Origin of the sequence: Helicobacter sp. 12S02634-8 (assembly GCF_002272865.1) — a bacterium.
Lineage (GTDB): Bacteria > Campylobacterota > Campylobacteria > Campylobacterales > Helicobacteraceae > Helicobacter_J.
Genome location: NZ_MLAP01000002.1, coordinates 1 through 16,574, shown reverse-complemented (window position 1 = coordinate 16,574; position 16,574 = coordinate 1). Strand labels below are relative to the sequence as shown.

14 protein-coding genes are annotated in these 16,574 nt (G+C 42.2%); 12 read left to right on the top strand and 2 right to left on the bottom strand.

Annotated features, from left to right (window positions below; all coding sequences use genetic code 11):
* The first annotated feature begins 51 nt into the window (after positions 1–51).
* The 4 genes from BKH46_RS01450 to BKH46_RS01435 all read left to right on the top strand — a co-directional run bounded on the left by BKH46_RS01450 (position 52) and on the right by BKH46_RS01435 (position 5,943).
* Positions 52–1,410, top strand: coding sequence for a TolC family protein (locus BKH46_RS01450; protein WP_095225057.1), 1,359 nt, complete (start codon positions 52–54; stop codon positions 1,408–1,410).
* A 13-nt stretch (positions 1,411–1,423) separates the two neighbouring features.
* A complete protein-coding gene (locus BKH46_RS01445) occupies positions 1,424–2,125 on the top strand; it encodes an HlyD family efflux transporter periplasmic adaptor subunit (protein WP_095225056.1) in 702 nt (233 codons plus the stop codon).
* Positions 2,125–5,196, top strand: a complete 3,072-nt coding sequence (locus tag BKH46_RS01440) for an efflux RND transporter permease subunit (RefSeq protein ID WP_095225055.1) — start codon at positions 2,125–2,127, stop codon at positions 5,194–5,196. The genes BKH46_RS01445 and BKH46_RS01440 overlap by 1 nt, the downstream gene beginning before the upstream one ends.
* 135 nt (positions 5,197–5,331) lie before the next feature.
* A complete protein-coding gene (locus BKH46_RS01435) occupies positions 5,332–5,943 on the top strand; it encodes an outer membrane beta-barrel protein (RefSeq protein WP_095225054.1) in 612 nt (203 codons plus the stop codon).
* Here the strand turns inward: BKH46_RS01435 and dapF are convergent.
* Positions 5,925–6,701: a diaminopimelate epimerase gene (dapF, locus tag BKH46_RS01430; RefSeq protein ID WP_095225053.1), complete on the bottom strand. Its 777-nt coding sequence runs from the start codon at positions 6,699–6,701 to the stop codon at positions 5,925–5,927. The genes BKH46_RS01435 and dapF overlap by 19 nt on opposite strands.
* A 195-nt stretch (positions 6,702–6,896) precedes the next feature.
* On the opposite strand from dapF, the gene BKH46_RS01425 reads away from it, so the two are divergent.
* Together BKH46_RS01425 and BKH46_RS01420 are read left to right on the top strand one after the other, a co-directional pair.
* A complete protein-coding gene (locus BKH46_RS01425; RefSeq protein WP_095225052.1) occupies positions 6,897–7,934 on the top strand; it encodes an AI-2E family transporter in 1,038 nt (345 codons plus the stop codon).
* Between the two features lie 91 nt (positions 7,935–8,025).
* Positions 8,026–9,018: an LLM class flavin-dependent oxidoreductase gene (locus tag BKH46_RS01420; RefSeq protein ID WP_095225051.1), complete on the top strand. Its 993-nt coding sequence runs from the start codon at positions 8,026–8,028 to the stop codon at positions 9,016–9,018.
* Positions 9,019–9,273: 255 nt separating this feature from the next.
* Here BKH46_RS01420 and BKH46_RS01415 read toward each other — a convergent pair whose 3' ends face one another.
* Complete coding sequence (locus tag BKH46_RS01415) at positions 9,274–10,917, bottom strand: lactate permease LctP family transporter (RefSeq protein ID WP_095225050.1); 1,644 nt, start codon at positions 10,915–10,917, stop codon at positions 9,274–9,276.
* Between the two features lie 229 nt (positions 10,918–11,146).
* Here BKH46_RS01415 and BKH46_RS01410 point away from each other — a divergent pair, with 229 nt between their 5' ends.
* The 6 genes from BKH46_RS01410 (at position 11,147) to BKH46_RS01385 (ending at position 16,422) form a co-directional block, all read left to right on the top strand.
* Positions 11,147–11,884 (top strand): (Fe-S)-binding protein, encoded by a 738-nt coding sequence (locus BKH46_RS01410; RefSeq protein WP_095225049.1) that lies wholly within the window; start codon positions 11,147–11,149, stop codon positions 11,882–11,884.
* Positions 11,884–13,338, top strand: coding sequence for a LutB/LldF family L-lactate oxidation iron-sulfur protein (locus BKH46_RS01405; RefSeq protein ID WP_095225048.1), 1,455 nt, complete (start codon positions 11,884–11,886; stop codon positions 13,336–13,338). The genes BKH46_RS01410 and BKH46_RS01405 overlap by 1 nt, the downstream gene beginning before the upstream one ends.
* Complete coding sequence (locus BKH46_RS01400; RefSeq protein WP_095225047.1) at positions 13,331–13,969, top strand: lactate utilization protein C; 639 nt, start codon at positions 13,331–13,333, stop codon at positions 13,967–13,969. The genes BKH46_RS01405 and BKH46_RS01400 overlap by 8 nt, the downstream gene beginning before the upstream one ends.
* A gap of 6 nt (positions 13,970–13,975) precedes the next feature.
* The gene (locus BKH46_RS01395) at positions 13,976–14,437 is read left to right on the top strand and encodes a peroxiredoxin (RefSeq protein WP_172402522.1); all 462 of its coding nucleotides are present in this window, start codon (positions 13,976–13,978) and stop codon (positions 14,435–14,437) included.
* A 160-nt stretch (positions 14,438–14,597) separates the two neighbouring features.
* The gene (locus tag BKH46_RS01390; protein WP_095225045.1) at positions 14,598–15,440 is read left to right on the top strand and encodes a biotin synthase; all 843 of its coding nucleotides are present in this window, start codon (positions 14,598–14,600) and stop codon (positions 15,438–15,440) included.
* A gap of 163 nt (positions 15,441–15,603) precedes the next feature.
* Positions 15,604–16,422 (top strand): YihY family inner membrane protein, encoded by an 819-nt coding sequence (locus BKH46_RS01385; RefSeq protein ID WP_095225044.1) that lies wholly within the window; start codon positions 15,604–15,606, stop codon positions 16,420–16,422.
* Positions 16,423–16,574 lie beyond the last annotated feature (152 nt).

Genomic DNA, 16,574 nt, shown 5'->3' with positions numbered 1-16,574 from the left:
TTAAGGTATAAGATAATGAGCAAGATTTTAGCCCAAGGATTAGGAGAATAAATGAGATATTTGGTTTTGGCTATGCTGGCAATACTGCCTATATGGGGGGTAGGCACTGATGGTTTAAGGACACAAGAAGACAAGCAAGCAGCGATGGATTTTCATATCAAAGACAAGCAAGATGTAAGCAATACGACTCTAAGCTATCCGAACCCACCTCAAAACACGCAAGTTATCTTAGGATTGTCAGAGCTTTTAAAGGCGGCCAATTCAAACTATTCACTCCAATCGAAAGTCTTGAGTGTGCAGCAAGCAAAGAAAAATCACACCATCGCGCAAGCGACCTTTTTGCCCACGCTCAACCTTGACTATACATTTCAAAACAACAACCGCGATACGCAGCAATACAAAAACTACAACACGCAAGTAGCCAATGCAAAATTTAATTTAGATGTATTCAATGGCTTCAATACAATCAATTCTATCAGAGAAAAAAACGCGACCTATCGTTCTAGTATCGCTGATATGGAATACACAAGGCAAAATATCTATCTGCAAGTGATCCAGCAGTATTATCAGTATTTTGACAACAACTCCCAGCTGATTTCTTTACAAAGAAAGCTTGACCAAATCAATGCTGATATTCAAAGAGTCACCAAGCTCTATAACCAAGGGCTTGCTACTATTGATGATCTTGAATCTTTGAAGGCACAAGGCTCTTTGAGCGAGTATCAAATCTCTGATGCCAAGCTCTCTATTGAGCAGAATAAACTGATGTTGGAATATCTCACAAATCTCTCTTTTGATACCCTCAAAAGAAACAAGATCGCAGACCCTACCTACGGGATCCAAGAGCGTCAAGACCTCACAGCCCTCAAAGAACAAATCAATGCACAGATTTATCAAAACAAACAGCTCAATTTCTACCCCACGATTTCAGTCTTTGATACTTGGAGTTACAATATCCAAAAGCCCGCTTATGCACTCTCAGGCTTTGGCGCACTCTATCCGACTGCGCAAAATGTGTTGGGCGTGACTGTGACCTTGAAGCTTTTTGATGATATTGGATTAGGGCTCCAAAAGCAGTATCTGAAGTTGGGCCAGATGGCAAATGAAAAAAACCTCTTATACAAAGAGCTCGAGCAAAAAAAAGATGAAAAGCTCTATCGCAAGTCTTTAGAGATTGCTAAAGCTAAAATCGCCTCTTCAGAGGCAAGCTTGAAATCTGCTACGATTTCTTTTCAAAATATCAAGAAAAAATATGACGCCCAATTGATTAATTTCACAGATTATTTACAGGCTTTGAGCACGAAATTTGATGCAGAAGCTACCTATAATCAGAGTTTGAATAATTATGAACTACAAAAGGCTAATTATATTTTTTATAGCGGCCAAAAAATACAAGATTACATCAAGTAAGGAGAGAATAGAAATGAAGATAAAATTTTTGATAGCCGCTCTTTTGAGTGCGTCTTTGCTGTGGGGGGAAGATGTTTATGCGATTTTTAATATCCAAGCAGTCCAAGATTCTAATTTGACCCTAGATAGCTCAGGGATTGTCGCTGAGATGTATGTAGATGTTGATAGCGTGGTCAAAAAGGGCGATAAACTCCTTGCCCTATCCAATAAAGACAAACTCGCACAAGCAGAGTCGATTGAGCAGCAATATTTATTTGCCAAAAAACAATATGAGCGCTATAGCAAAACAGGTGGAGCTGTGGATAAAAATACATTAGATAAATACTATTCTGATTATAAAAAACTCCAAGCTGATTATACTTATTACACAGCTTTGCTGGATAAAAGCATTTTGAGGGCACCCTTTGATGGGGTCATAGCCAGTAGGAATATTGATTTGGGTGATGGGGTCACAGCCAATAGCACGACATTGTTTCGGCTTGTGAGCCATATCAAAAAAATTGTTTTGGAGTTTGATTCTAAATACATAGGTCAAGTAAAAGTTGGTGATGAATATGCTTATAGCATTGATGGGAGCGGGGGAGAAAAGACAGCCAAGATTACAAAAATCTATCCAGTTGTTGATGATAGCACAAGAAAGGTCAGTGCTGAAGCCATTGCTCCTGATGATATGGCACCGGGTATCTTTGGTGATGGCTATATAAGGATCAAATAATGTATAAAATCGCTATAACTCGCCCTATCACAACTTTGATGTTTGCCTTAGCGATTGTCTTTTTTGGTGTAATGGCGCTCAAGAAAATCCCTACAGCGCTTTTCCCTGATATTGACTTCCCTATCATTATGGTCAGCACAAGCTACCCAGGGGCAAGTGCAGATGTGATTGAAAGCAAGGTGACTGACAAGATCGAAGAAGCTGTGATGGGGATTGATGGGATCAAAAAAGTCACCTCAAATAGTGCGAGAAATATCAGTATTGTTATCATCGAATTCCAGCTAGAAAAGCCTATCGATGAAGCGATGAGCGATGTGATCAATAAAGTTTCTTCTGTGAGTTTTGATGACCCTAATATCAACCAGCCCTCAATGGATAAGTTTGATACCAATGGGCAAGCAATCATTTCATTGTTTTTAAGCAGCGATAAAGTCCCTATCCCAACACTCATGCGCCACTCTGAAGACATCATCAAGCCCATGCTCCAAAAAATCTATGGCGTAGGGGGCGTGCAGCTCAATGGCTATAGAGAGCGTCAAATCCGTATTTATGCTGATCCGACTTTGATGAATAAATACAATATCACTTATACAGATCTCTGGAATACCCTTGCTTCAGAGAATCTTGAAGTTGATGGGGGGCGTATTGTCAATGACAAAAAAGATTTTTCTATCCTCACAGATGCTAATAGCTATAAAATCAGTGAGGTTGCCAATATCCGAGTTGCTGATAATGTCAAGCTCAGTGATATTGCTGTGATTGAAGATGGGATCGAAGAGGATACGACTTATGCAGCCTTTGGAGATAAACCAGGGGTGATTTTTGAAGTCCAAAAAATATCAGGTGCTAATGAAGTTGATATTGCTGATGGTGTTTATGCTGAGCTTCCAGCAATTAAGGCTGTTAGCCCTGGCTATGAAGTCAGACCCTTTTTGGATACAACAGAATATATCCGTTCTTCCATCAAAGACATTGAATTTGACTTGATACTTGGGGGTATTTTGGCTGTTTCTGTGGTGTTTTTGTTCTTGCGTAATCTCACAATCACGCTTGTTTCAGCGATCAGTATCCCTGTTTCTGTGATGGGGACTTTTGCTTTGGTGCAGATGATGGGCTTTTCGCTCAATATGCTCACGATGGTAGCGCTCACACTTTCGATTGGGATTATCATCGATGATGCGATTGTTGTGATCGAAAATATCCATAAAAAGCTTGAAGCAGGTATGAGTAGGCGTGAAGCAGCCTATGAAGGGGTGCGCGAGATTGGGTTTGCTATCATTGCGATTTCTGCGATGTTGCTTTCTGTGTTTATCCCTGTGGGGAATATGACAGGGATTGTTGGGCGATTTTTCCAGAGCTTTGGGGTGACTGTGGCATTAGCGATTGTGATTTCATATGTCGTGGTGGTTACGATTATCCCGATGGTGAGTTCTTTGATCGTCAATCCCAAGCAGTCGCGTTTTTATTATTGGAGTGAGCCATTTTTTAGGGGTATGGAAAATACCTATGTCCGCATACTCAAGCTTGTTTTGAATAACAAAATCATCACGATTGTCCTCATAGCTGCTGTGTTTGCAGGCTCTTTGGTGGTCGCAGGGCGTTTGGGGTCTGATTTTATGCTCAAAGAAGACAGAGGGCAGTTTTATGTATGGATACAAACTAAACCAGGGATTAGTATCTATGATATGCAGCGTCGGACGATAGATTTTCAAAAAGAGATTGAAAAGCGCCCTGATGTTGAATTTACAACCGTTCAAGTGGGTTATGGAAAGATCCAGAGTGTGTTTAAGTCCAAGATTTATGTCAAGCTCAAGCCCGAAAAAGAAAGAAAAGGGCAGTTTGAAATCATGAAAGAGGTGCGCAATACTTTGATGGCAATGCCAGAAGCGAAGATTATGACAGCGATTATCCCCTCTGAAGTCCCGCTCATTGGGGGAGGGGATAGCTCTTCGTTCCAAGCTTATGTATTTGCCCCTACGCAGTCTTTGGTGGATAAAAGTGTCGCTAATCTGCATAAACTTTTGATGGAAAGCCCTGAACTCAAAGGCAAGTTTGAAAACTACCATACAAGCACTTCAGATATGCAGCCTCAATTTGAACTCAAGGTCTTGCGACAAAATGCCAATAAATATGGCGTGAGCGCACAAGCGATTGGAAAGCTTGTCAATGCGGCTTTTTCTGGAGAAAATCAAGCGGCTTATTTCAAACAAAATGGTAAAGAATATTACATCACGATCCGTGTCCCTGATAATAAAAGAGTGACAATGGACGATATCAAGCGCCTCCAGATTAAAAACAAAGATGGGAAGTTGATGTTTTTAGATGGTTTGGTGAGTATTTCAGAGAATATCACGCCCTCTAATATCACGCGCTATGATAGACAACGGAGCGTGACCGTGTTTGGGCAGCCTGTGAAGGATTCGGGCGTGAGTTTGGGGGATTTAGTCAAGCTTGTCCAAGACAAGTCTTCTGAGTGGCTAGCCCCTGGGGCGAGTGTGGCTTTTGGGGGAGATGCTGATAATCTCGCTGAAACAGGGCAGGCTTTTGGCGTGGCAGTAGCAACGGCTTTTGTGTTGATTTATCTGATTCTAGCAGCCCTTTATGAATCGCTCCTAGAGCCTTTGATTATTATGATTACAATGCCTTTGAGCTTTTCGGGTGCGTTTTTTGCCCTAGGAATTGTCGGGCAGCCTTTGAGTATGTTTTCGATGATGGGACTGATATTACTCATAGGTATGGTGGGTAAAAATGCGACCTTGCTGATTGATATTGCCAATGATCGGCGCAGAGAGGGGCATAGTATTTTTGATGCAATTATTCTTGCAGGGGAGTCCAGACTCCGACCGATCTTGATGACAACTATAGCAATGGTTTGTGGTATGCTCCCACTTGCTATTGCCACAGGTGATGGCTCTGCGATGAAATCTCCTATCGGTATTGCTATGAGTGGGGGATTGTTGGTATCGATGGTTTTGAGTTTGCTGATTGTCCCTGTTTTTTATCGCTTATTAGCCCCTATCGATGACTATATTAAGAAGTTTTATAAACCCAAAGAGGGCGATAAGTTTTAGAGGGCGATAAAATTTAAGCCCCATTTTTAAAACACCCCTTTTGCTAGCTTTTGTAAGAGTGGGAGAGGGGTGTTTTGGTTTTGGGCTAGATGCGATATAATGGCAGAAATTATTGAATAGGGAAATGGGCAAATAATGAAAAAACTTATCTTGCTGTGTTTGATACTCAAAGGTCTGATGGCACTAGACTCTGAGGGGTCATCAGAAGCTTTGGGGAGCCAAATATTTGTTGGGGCTTCTGTGGGTGGGGCAGATATTGTAAAAAAAATCAACCATATCAAAGACACTTCAAACTCTTATCAAGCACTGACTTGGGGGCTTAGAGGTGGATACCAGCTCACATTTTATAAGTTTTTTGCCCTAAGGGCTTATTTGGATTATGTAATGGGGATCAAACCTAGCGGGCTTGATACAATCACAACTTCTATGCTTAGCTTGAACGCAGATTTATTACTCAATGTACTTTTTATCGGTGAAAATGTTTTTGGAGTGTATGGTGGGCTTGGATTTGGATATTTCCAACACGCTAATGTTGTCAAAACAACCCCTGAAGATGGAGCATTTGTATATGGCTATGTGGGAGTTTTGAATTTTGGTGTGGGCTGGACTTTGCAAAATACACATCGGGTCGAGCTTGGTATGAAAATCCCTTTCAACAAAGCCCAATCGACCCTTGACCCTAGCACACAACCCCGTGCAACTTATGAAGATATGTATGTGAGTGCTTCTTATTCGTATTTGTTTTGATCACTCAAGCAGACACCGATATATTTGACCTTGCCTCCATAGAGGATTTTACCATCTGAAAGACTCAATGAAAGCTTCTCTTGGCTTGGGGGAATGAGTGTGGCTTGTGCGGGGATATTGTAGTAAAGATGTGCACAAGCAAAGACAGCAGCCATACCTGTCCCGCAAGCTAGAGTGATATCTTCCACCCCTTTTTCATAGGTGCAAACAGCGATAGTGCCATCTGCTTGGATATGGGCGATGTTGATATTAGCATTATAGGTATGGCGCAGCTCTGAGAGCACGGGATTTTTGGAGCTTGGGAGCTTGGAAAATGTATCGACAAAATGCACCATATGTGCCACGCCTGTATCAAGCAAATACCATTGCCCCGAATAATCTTGCATAGACAAATCCATTTGCTTGAGCATTCGATAGTCCCCTAGGTTGCTTATGACACTATCGCCCTTGACACTGACTTCAATCACGCCTGCAGCACTCAAAAAGCTATGTTTAGCAGGAGCAAGTCCCATCATATAGGCATAATGGGCGACACAGCGGCTCGCATTCCCACACATTTTAGCCCCTGAGCCATCGGAGTTGTAGAATTCCCATTGATAGGCGTATTGAGAGTGGGGGAGGAGGACAACAAGCCCATCAGCTCCGATACCAAAATGCCGATCACAGAGGGCTTTTGCTAGCGCAGATCGGTCTTGATGGGTGAAGCTATGGTATATGAGAAAATCGTTCCCACTCCCTGAATATTTGTGCAAAACCATCATTTTCCTTTGTTTGTGGATTGATTTGTTATTTTATCCTAGAAGCGAGGAAAAAGAATTGATTTTGCCCCAAATACAGAGGAGTTCTGTTATAATCAAATCTATTTTGAAGTCCTTAGATATGGGGTGTGATTCTAGCGTGTGTTATGGCTATGATGACCTATATTTGGGTGTTAGGAGTGTTTGGTTTCGTTCATGCGTCCTATTTATTTTTTCTGGATTGTTTTTGCTGTTAGTGTGTATTGGTTGGGGTATTTGTATCAAGATTTTTTGATGGATCTTTTGATAGCAGGGCTTTTGTGTGTGGCGACCTTTTGGCTCAAGGAGTTTTTAGATCGCTATGTGCGATCGGGTATTTTGAGCTCATTGCTGTGTGTTGGGGTGTTGTTGGGTTTTTTGATTTTGCCGCTTTATTTTGTGGGACATCAAAGTGTCCGATTGATTTTGGGAATGGATACAGAAACGGTTTCAGTGTTTATCGAGCAGAGCAAGGCACTTGTTATGCGAGTATTTGGGCGTTTCCCAGAGCTGAGTGGTCCAATCAATGGATTTTTGGCTAATATTTCTGTGCATTCGATTGTGTCTTATGTGATTAAATTGAGTAGCTACATCGGTAAATACAGCTTGAATTTTGTCTTAGACACGGGCTTTATCGTGATTTTTTTATTTTTCTTTTTTTATTATGGACAGAGGATTTATGAGTATGTATTGAGCTTGCTGCCTTTCACGCCCCAAGAGAGCAGGGCGATTTTTGGGGAGATCAATGGGGTTTTGCGTGTGGTGTTTTTGACCTCTATCATCAATATCCTTTTGCAGGGCTTTGCCTTTGGTGTGGCGATTGTGTGGTTTGGTTATGATGGTTTTTTGCTCGGTGTGCTCTATGGGCTGGCGTCTTTGGTGCCGATTGTAGGGGGTGCGCTGATATGGCTACCGATTGTAGGCTATGAGATTTATGCAGGGGATATTATTGGGGCAGTGTTTATTGGGGTTTATGCATTGGTATTTATTGGATTTGTTATCGATAATCTCATCAAGCCATTTTTGATTGCCCTTATCAAAAAAAGGATTCTAAAAACACCTCTGGCTATCAATGAAATTTTAATCTTTTTTTCTATTTTGGCTGGGCTTGGGACATTTGGCTTTTGGGGGATTGTGGTTGGGCCTACGATCACAGCATTTTTTATTGCCTTATTGCGGCTTTATCAGAATAATTTCTCTCCGCATACCCCTTAAGGGAAGCCTATCGCATTGATTTTGTATGCTTATCTGATAATCCTTGCAAGCCTTGAAAAATTTTATGACTATTTATGACTAAAGGACAAAAATGACTTTACAAAATATCCCTTTTTCTTTTTTAGATCTTGTAACAATCCGTGCAAATGATGGAATCACCACAGCTTTTCAAAACTCTCTATCCATAGCAAAAAAGGCTCAAGAGCTAGGATTTTTGCGATTTTGGTTTGCTGAACATCATAATATGGACGGCATTGCCTCTTCAGCCACAGCAATACTGATCGCACACATCGCAGCCCATACTCAAAAGATTCGGGTCGGATCTGGTGGGGTGATGCTCCCTAACCATACGCCATTGGTTGTAGCTGAGCAGTTTGGGACTTTGCAAAGCCTCTATGGAGATCGCATTGACTTGGGCGTGGGACGTGCAAGGGGTGGGGATTATGAAAGTGCGTTAGCTGTGCGTAAAGAACGTATCCATAGCGATGAGAATTTTTTCGCAGAGCTCGAAGAGTTGGAGGATTTTTTGGGTGATGGGACTAGGAGCAAGGTCAGGGCAGTGCCTGGCTGGGGGACGCGTGTGCCTATTTATTTGTTAGGCTCTAGTCTTTATAGTGCTCAAGTTGCAGCACGCAAGGGGCTGCCTTATGCGTTTGCTTCACACTTTGCTCCAAAAGATCTCTTAGAGGTCCTGCGTTTGTATCGGGAGCATTTCACTCCCTCGCTTGCTTGTCCCAAGCCTTATGCGATTGTTGCTTTGCCTTGTGTGCTTGCAGACACAAAAGAGGAGGCTTTATTCCTTTCAAGCAGTGCTTATCAAAGGGGATTAGCCCTTTTAAGAGGGGAAAGCTTGAAGCTCAAAACGCCGATACCCTTTTTGGATATTTCGTGGAATCAGAGAGAAAAGGCAGCTGTGATGGGTATGCAATCGATGATGGTTTTAGGCAATGCAGAAGATGCAAAAAAACAACTGATAACAATTCTTCAAGACACGCAAGCTGATGAATTGATATTTACTTGCGATATTTATGACCAAACAAAACGGATACGATCTTTGGAGATTTTGGATTCTTTGAGGCATTGAAATTTGTGCTTAGGTCTTAAGACAGCAAGGCTAGCTTTGGTTGGTGGGGTAAGAATTGAAGATAAGCCATTGGGATAGAAAAAAGAGAGCTAGAGAAGCGAGAGTTAGAAAAAAAGAGAAGTTTTTTTGGGGAGGGGATTGATAAGTTGGGGGGGGGGGCTATATTTTTAGAGGGCTTGCCCCCCCTTTTTTTTGTTTCTATAATTTTCTATAATTTATAGAATTTTTATTTGGGAGAGGGGCGCTCAAAGACCTTTAGGGGATCACTTGAGGGAATACATAAGCAAACAAGGTAGTGATAAGCCCGATAGCGATCACAAAGAGAATCGAATATTTGATTGTGAATCGGAATAGCTCAGACTCTCGCCCCACCAAGCCCACAGCCGCACAAGCTACAGCGATACTCTGAGGGCTAATCATCTTGCCTACAACCCCGCCTACAGAGTTAGCAGCCAAAAAGAGAACTTCAGGGATACCGAGTTGCCTTGCAGTGAGCTGCTGCAAAGAGCCAAACAATAGGTTAGAGCTCGTATCACTTCCGGTCAAAAATACTCCAATCCAGCCAATGATCGGAGAGAAAAAGGTAAAGGCATGGCCGGTGCTGGCTAAGGCTAGGGCTAGAGTCGCAGAGATACCGCTATAATTAGAGATATAAGCAAAGGCCAAGACCAAACCGATAGTGAGAATAGGGAGTTTCATTTCATTGAGTGTTTCACCAAAGACACTCAATGCATCTTTAGTGCGCACACGCAAGATAAAAATACTCAAAATCGCAGCAGCAAGGATAGAAGTCCCTGTTGTCCCAATCAATGGGAGAGAGAAAATGACCTTATCTGCAGGAGATTTCCCCTCAAGGGCAATGGGCGCAGTTTTGATGATCTTTTCACTGATGGAGCTAAATTCAAAGCTAAAGCTTGAAAAAGCCAATGCTCCCCCAGCCTTAAAGAGGTCTTTGAACCAAGGCTGTGTCCAGATCACAATTGTCCCAATCAAGATAACAAAAGGTGCCCAAGCCACTAGCACCTTGCAAATATGGTACTTGGAGTGCTGCGTGGTGGAGTGGTTGCCATCAGTGCGAAAAATCCTCTTTGGCTGCCAAAACTTCAAGAAAATTGTCGTAGCGATGATAGACACAACAGCTGAGATAATATCAGGGAGCTCAGGCCCTAGATGGTTGGAGCTATAAAACTGCACGATAGCAAAAGAGAGGGCTGCGACTAAGACAACAGGAAAAGTTTCTTTGACCCCTCGCCAGCCGTCCATCAAAAACACGATAAAAAATGGCACAAAAAGTGTCAAAGGAGGGAGCATTCTGCCTGTCATCGCTGAGATTTCAAGCGCAGGGACATTGACCACACCAGCCATTGCGATGATAGGGATACCCACAGCGCCAAATGCCACAGGTGCAGTGTTGGCTATCATACAAAGCCCAGCTGCATATAAAGGACGCAAGCCCAAGCCCACAAGAATAGCAGCTGTGATAGCTACAGGCCCCCCAAAGCCAATCGCTCCTTCTAAAAATGCTCCAAAACAAAAACCAATCAAAATAACTAAAATACGATGGTCGGGCGTGATGGATAGAATACTCTCTCTTAAGATATCAAAATACCCCGATTTGACAGAGAGTTTGTAGAGAAAGATGGCTGCTACAATGATCCAAGCAATCGGCCATAATCCATACAAAAAGCCATATCCAAAGCTTGAAGCGACCATTTCAATGGGCATACCATATACCCATACAGAAATCACAGCCGCAAGAAGCACGGTGAGTAGTCCTGCCATATAGCCTTTGAGCTTGAATACAATCAATGAAGCAAAAAATAGCAATATCGGTAATAAAGCCACAAAAGCACTCAGCCAAATATTATTCAGTGGATCATAGGTCTGATAGTATTCCATATTTTGTTCCTTGTGTTGGTTTGTATTGGTTATTGCACTTATGCAAAGTCTAGTATAGCCAAAAGATTTTGTGAGTCTTTGTTTTATAAGAGAGAAAAATTATTTCTTATAATTAAATGTGTAAATAAGTATCAAAAATAATATTCAAAATCTCAATCATCAACTTTGATTCTTATTTTTTATGCCTTTTTAGGGTATATTTAATGGATCGATTTCAAGGAGATAATCAATGAAGGTTTATTTTTATTCAACTTGCTTGGGTGGGGTTGCCTATAGCGATACTTGCGTAAATGCCATCAAACTTTTGCAAAAAGAGGGGGTTGAGGTCATATTCAAAAAAGACCAAACTTGCTGTGGGCAGCCAAGCTATAATTCAGGCTATTATGAGGAGAGCAAAAAAATAGCCTTGTATAATGTCAATCTCTTTGAAGAAGATTATCCCATCATCGCACCAAGTGGGTCTTGTGTGGGAATGATGCGTCATGATTATTTGGAGTTGTTTGAGGGGAGCGCTGAATATAGTCGTGTGTATGACTTTTCTTTGCGCATATTTGAGCTCAGCGAATTTTTAGACAAGCGCTTAGGTGTGAGGTATCAAGACCAAGGCACGCCCGTTAAAATCACTTGGCACTCGAATTGCCACGCTTTGCGGGTAGCTAAGATTATTGATTCTTCTAAGGCACTTTTGAGGAGCTTGAAAAATGTCGAGCTCATCGAGCTAGAGAGAGAGGAGGAGTGCTGTGGTTTTGGGGGGACTTTCAGTATCAAAGAGCCAGAGATTTCTCAAGCAATGGTGAGTGATAAAATCGATGATATCCAATCTAGAAATGTCGAATATCTCATATCAGGGGACGCAGGCTGCTTGCTTAATATCAGTGGGGCGATGAAAAAAATGGGCGTGAAGGTCAAGCCAATGCATCTTTATGACTTTCTTGCCCAGCGCACTGGGGTCATGGGAGGGGTGTGATGAGCGAGAGTATTTTATTCCATTCAACGCAAGAATATGAAGACACCATTGCAGCCAAACTCTCAGACACACAGCTGCGGAAAAACCTCAAATCGGTCATGCGCACCCTCAAGACCAATCGCAAAAATCTCATAGCAGGGCGTTATACAGATTGGGAGGGCTTGCGTGAGCTGGGTAAAGAAGTCAAGATCAAAGCACTTGCCAAGCTTGATGTGTTGTTGGAGCGATTTGAGCAAAATGCTATCAAAAACGGCTTCAAGGTGCATTGGGCTTCAGACGCACAAGCTGCTAATGCGATCATCTATGAACTCGCTTTAAAAAATCAAGTGACACAGATTCTCAAAGGCAAGTCCATGGCAAGCGAGGAGATCCATCTCAATGCGTATTTAAAACAAAAGGGCGTTATGGCGACAGAAACAGATTTAGGAGAGCTCATCATACAGCTTATCGATGAGCCACCTGTGCATATCGTAGCCCCTGCGATCCATAAAAATCGCTATCAGATTGGAGAGATTTTTTCTCAAAAGCTCCACGCCCCCCTAGAGAGCGAGCCTGAAAAACTCAATGCGATTGCTAGAAAGCACTTGCGTAAGGAGTTTGAAGATTTTAAGATGGGATTATCGGGGGTGAATTTTGCCATTGCTGATGAGGGGGCAATTTGGTTGGTAGAAAATGAAGGCAATGGGCGTATGAGCACAACAGCTTGTGATATTCATGTGGCAATTTGCGGGATAGAAAAGGTGATTGAGAGCTTTGAAGATGCCTCGATACTCGATACTTTGCTTGTGCCTAGTGCTGTTGGGGCTGCGATCACTTGCTATAACAATATCATCACAGGGCCAAGAAAAGCAGGCGATTTAGATGGCCCTAAAGAAGTCCATATTATTATGTTGGATAACAATCGCTCACATATTTTGGCTGACTCTCATTATTATCGCTCTTTGAGTTGTATCCGTTGCGGGACTTGTCTGAACCACTGCCCTGTGTATGATAAAATCGGCGGACACGCCTATCTCTCTACCTATCCAGGGCCTATTGGGGAGGTCATCTCACCGCAATTATTTGGTTTGGATAATTGTGGTTATATGGTCAATCTCTGTTCGCTTTGTGGGCGTTGTTCAGAGGTTTGCCCTGTCAAAATCCCCCTTGCAGAGCTTATCAGAGATCTCAGAAGCGAAAAGGTTGGCTCAGGCAGGGGCAATGTAGTTGGGTATGCTAATACGCATAAAAATAAAAGTGAAAAAGCAGCGATGAGGGCGTTTGCTTCTTTGGCGACTAGTGGGGCAAAATGGCGTTTGTTGTTGCGCGTGGTGGGGTTGTTTGCTCCATTGGGTAAAAAGATGGCTTCTATGCTACCGGGGCTTAAAAATTGGGTGCGTTGTCGTGAATTTCCCCATATTGATACAGCCTTGCACGCCAAAGTCAAGAAAATTCAAGGAGTGGTCTATGAGTAAAACAGATATTTTGGATCGCGTGCGTTTTGCCCTAGATCAAAACCCGCTCCCAAGCTTTGCACCCCATTATAAAAATATCCTCAAACCCCAATGTGCTGATATTGTCGATGAATACAAGCATTTCCAGAGTCTCAATCGTGCTCAAGTGATCGAGTCTTGCCCCTCAGATCTTCTAAAAGATGTATCGAGTGTGCTTGCAGATATGGGAGCGCTCAAAGTTTTGCATACTTTGGATATTCCTTTTGATGTGTCTTTACTCACTGATGGCTCAAGCAAAATCGCTTATGACAGAGATGTCAAAGAAATGCGCTCAGAGCTTTTTGGTATCGATACTTCTATTGTCAAAGGTGTGTGTGGCGTGGCAAATTTAGGCATTACAGGTATCGTTTCTTCTCCATTGAGCCCTAGACTTGCTTCTTTGATTACACTCAATTGTGTGATTTTGCTCGATAAAACAAAGATTGTCCCTGATCTTTTTGCAGGGATTAGCGCACTCAAAGCACAAAGCAAAGCAGGAGTTTTGCCCACAAATTTGCTTTTTATCGCAGGTCCCTCTAGGACTGCAGATATTGAACTCCAGACCGTATTTGGCGTGCACGGCCCTCAAAATGTTGCAGTGATTTTATACTAAGGATTTATGATGGAATTAAAAATAGGCGATAAAGCCCCTAGTTTTAGGCTCAAAAACCAAGATGATTTAGAGATTAGCTCTCAAGACTTTGGCTCTAAGACAATCGTGCTGTATTTCTACCCCAAAGACAATACTTCAGGGTGCTCAATAGAGGCCATTGATTTTACGAGCTTATTAGGGGAGTTTGCCTCAAAAGGTGCTGTGGTGATAGGTATTAGCCCAGATAGCCCCAAAAGTCATAAAAAATTTATCGCAGATAAAGCCCTCAAGCATATTCTTTTGAGTGACCCCGATAAGAGTGTGGCGAGCGCTTATGGTGCTTATGGCAAAAAAATGATGTATGGCAAGGAGGTGTTTGGGATTATCCGATCTACTTTTGTCATCAGTCCTGATGGGTATATACGCAATGCTTTTTATAATGTCAGGGCAAAAGGGCATGCAAGCAAGGTTTTAGAGAGTTTATCCTAAGCAATCTATAGCAGCCTATAGCAATCCATCGGCGATTGATGGTCTTTTAATGTCTCGCGTATGGAGAGGGCACTAGATTCTTATTGGTGGGTTGCGGGCAGAGTTTATGCGTGGTTGGTAGATATGTTATAATCCCTTTTTACTTATAAAGGAAGTTATAATGGATGATGGAATATTTTTATGTTCGATTTCAAATGTAAGCAGTGGGAATTGCAGCGAAGACTGCAGCTATTGCACCCAGAGTTCTCATTATCACGCCGATATTGAAAAATACAAATTTAAAGACCCTCAAGTAGTCTTGCACGAAGCAAGGGCTTTGAAGCAGTATGGGGCTTTGGGCTTTTGCTTGGTGACTGCTGGGCGGGGGCTTGATGACAAAAAATGTGAATACATTGCCAAAACAGCCAAGATGATTAAAGATGATGGGCTAGACTTGCATATTATCGCTTGTTGTGGCAGGGCTGATACTTCTTCTTTAGTGTTTTTGAAACAAAATGGGGTCGATAGCTACAACCACAACCTCGAAACCTCCAAAGAATTTTTCCCCAAAATCTGCACCACCCACCCGTGGAAAGAGCGTTTTGAAACTTGTGAAAATGCCTTGAGTGCGGGGCTTGGTCTATGCAGTGGGGGGATATTTGGGCTTGGTGAGAGCTGGGGGGATCGCCTAGAATTACTCAAAGCCCTCCAGACGCTCTCTCCCCACTCTGTGCCTGTTAATTTCTTTATCCAAAATCCTGCCTTGCCTATCTCACAGCCCACATTAGAGCCTGAAGAGGCATTGGAGTGCGTGGTGATGGCGCGGGAGTTTTTGCCTAAGTCGCGTTTGATGATTGCAGGGGGCAGGCAAGTGGTGTTTGGGCAAGATCAGAGGGCGTTGTTTGAGTGTGGTATCAATGCAGTGGTGCTAGGGGATTATCTCACGACAAAAGGTGATGCCCCTCAAAAAGATGTTGCGATGATTGAATCTTATGGACTAAAAATCGCTACAACCTGCCATTAAAGCTTTTAGGGCTTGATATGGTTTTATACATTTCCATATATTTCAATGCAGCTAAATATTATAAGCAAGTAAAGGGATTCTAGCAATGCAAAGTGCCATCAGAACTATCCAATATCGCCAATATCACAAATCAATAGCCCTTAGCTTGGAGTTAGACTAAGAGATGATAAAAGAACTTTGCCAAAAAATCACTTCCAAGCTTAAAGAAGTCTATGATTTTCTCACGCACGAACAAGAGATGTTTTATTATGCCTCATCGCTGAGTTTTTATACGATTTTTGCTCTGATACCTTTGCTGCTGATACTTTTTTCTGTAATGCTTAATTTCCCCCATTTCAGAGAAAAAATCAATGAAATCAAGACCTTTATACTCGCAGATATCCTCCCCACACACACAGAAATCATCGGTTCTTTTTTAGACACTTTCATGCAAAATAGCTCAAAGCTCGGCGTGATGGGACTGATTTATATTATTTTTACTTCTTTGATGTTTTTTAGAAACTATGAATACATCACTTCAAAGATGTTTGATTCCAAACCTCGCAAGTTTTTTGAATCCTTGATGGTGTATTGGACGATGGTGACTTTATTCCCCGCGGCTTTTTTTGTGATGATGTATTTTAGCAATGAAGTGCAAGGTATGCTTAAAGACAAAATCAATGGGCTATTTTTCCCTGATATTTTAGCTTGGCTTGGGACTTGCATATTGTTTTTGATTTTGTTTCGACTTTCTGCAAACAAGGTTTTAGGCAAGAGGGTGTTGGTGTTTACTTCATTTGCGAGTGCTAGTATTTGGTATCTTTTCAAATGGGGTTTTGTGTATTATGTCGCTTATAATAAGACCTATCCCACGCTTTATGGGTCTGTTTCGGTGCTGTTGATTTTAATGCTTTGGATTTATATTTCGTGGTTGATTTTGCTTTTTGGTATGCGGACTTGTGAAGCGCTCATCTCTGGTCTGGGAAAAAGCAAGACTCTTTAACTTTTTGCGTGTGTTTTGCCTCACGCATCTCCTCACCTCACCCTACTCCTTTGATAATGTCTCCTAGTGGCTTCAAACTCTCTATTCTTACTCACAGGGCTAGCCTTTTGTATCTGGCTTTCTTGCATTGATTGTCTAGGGCTTGTCCGATT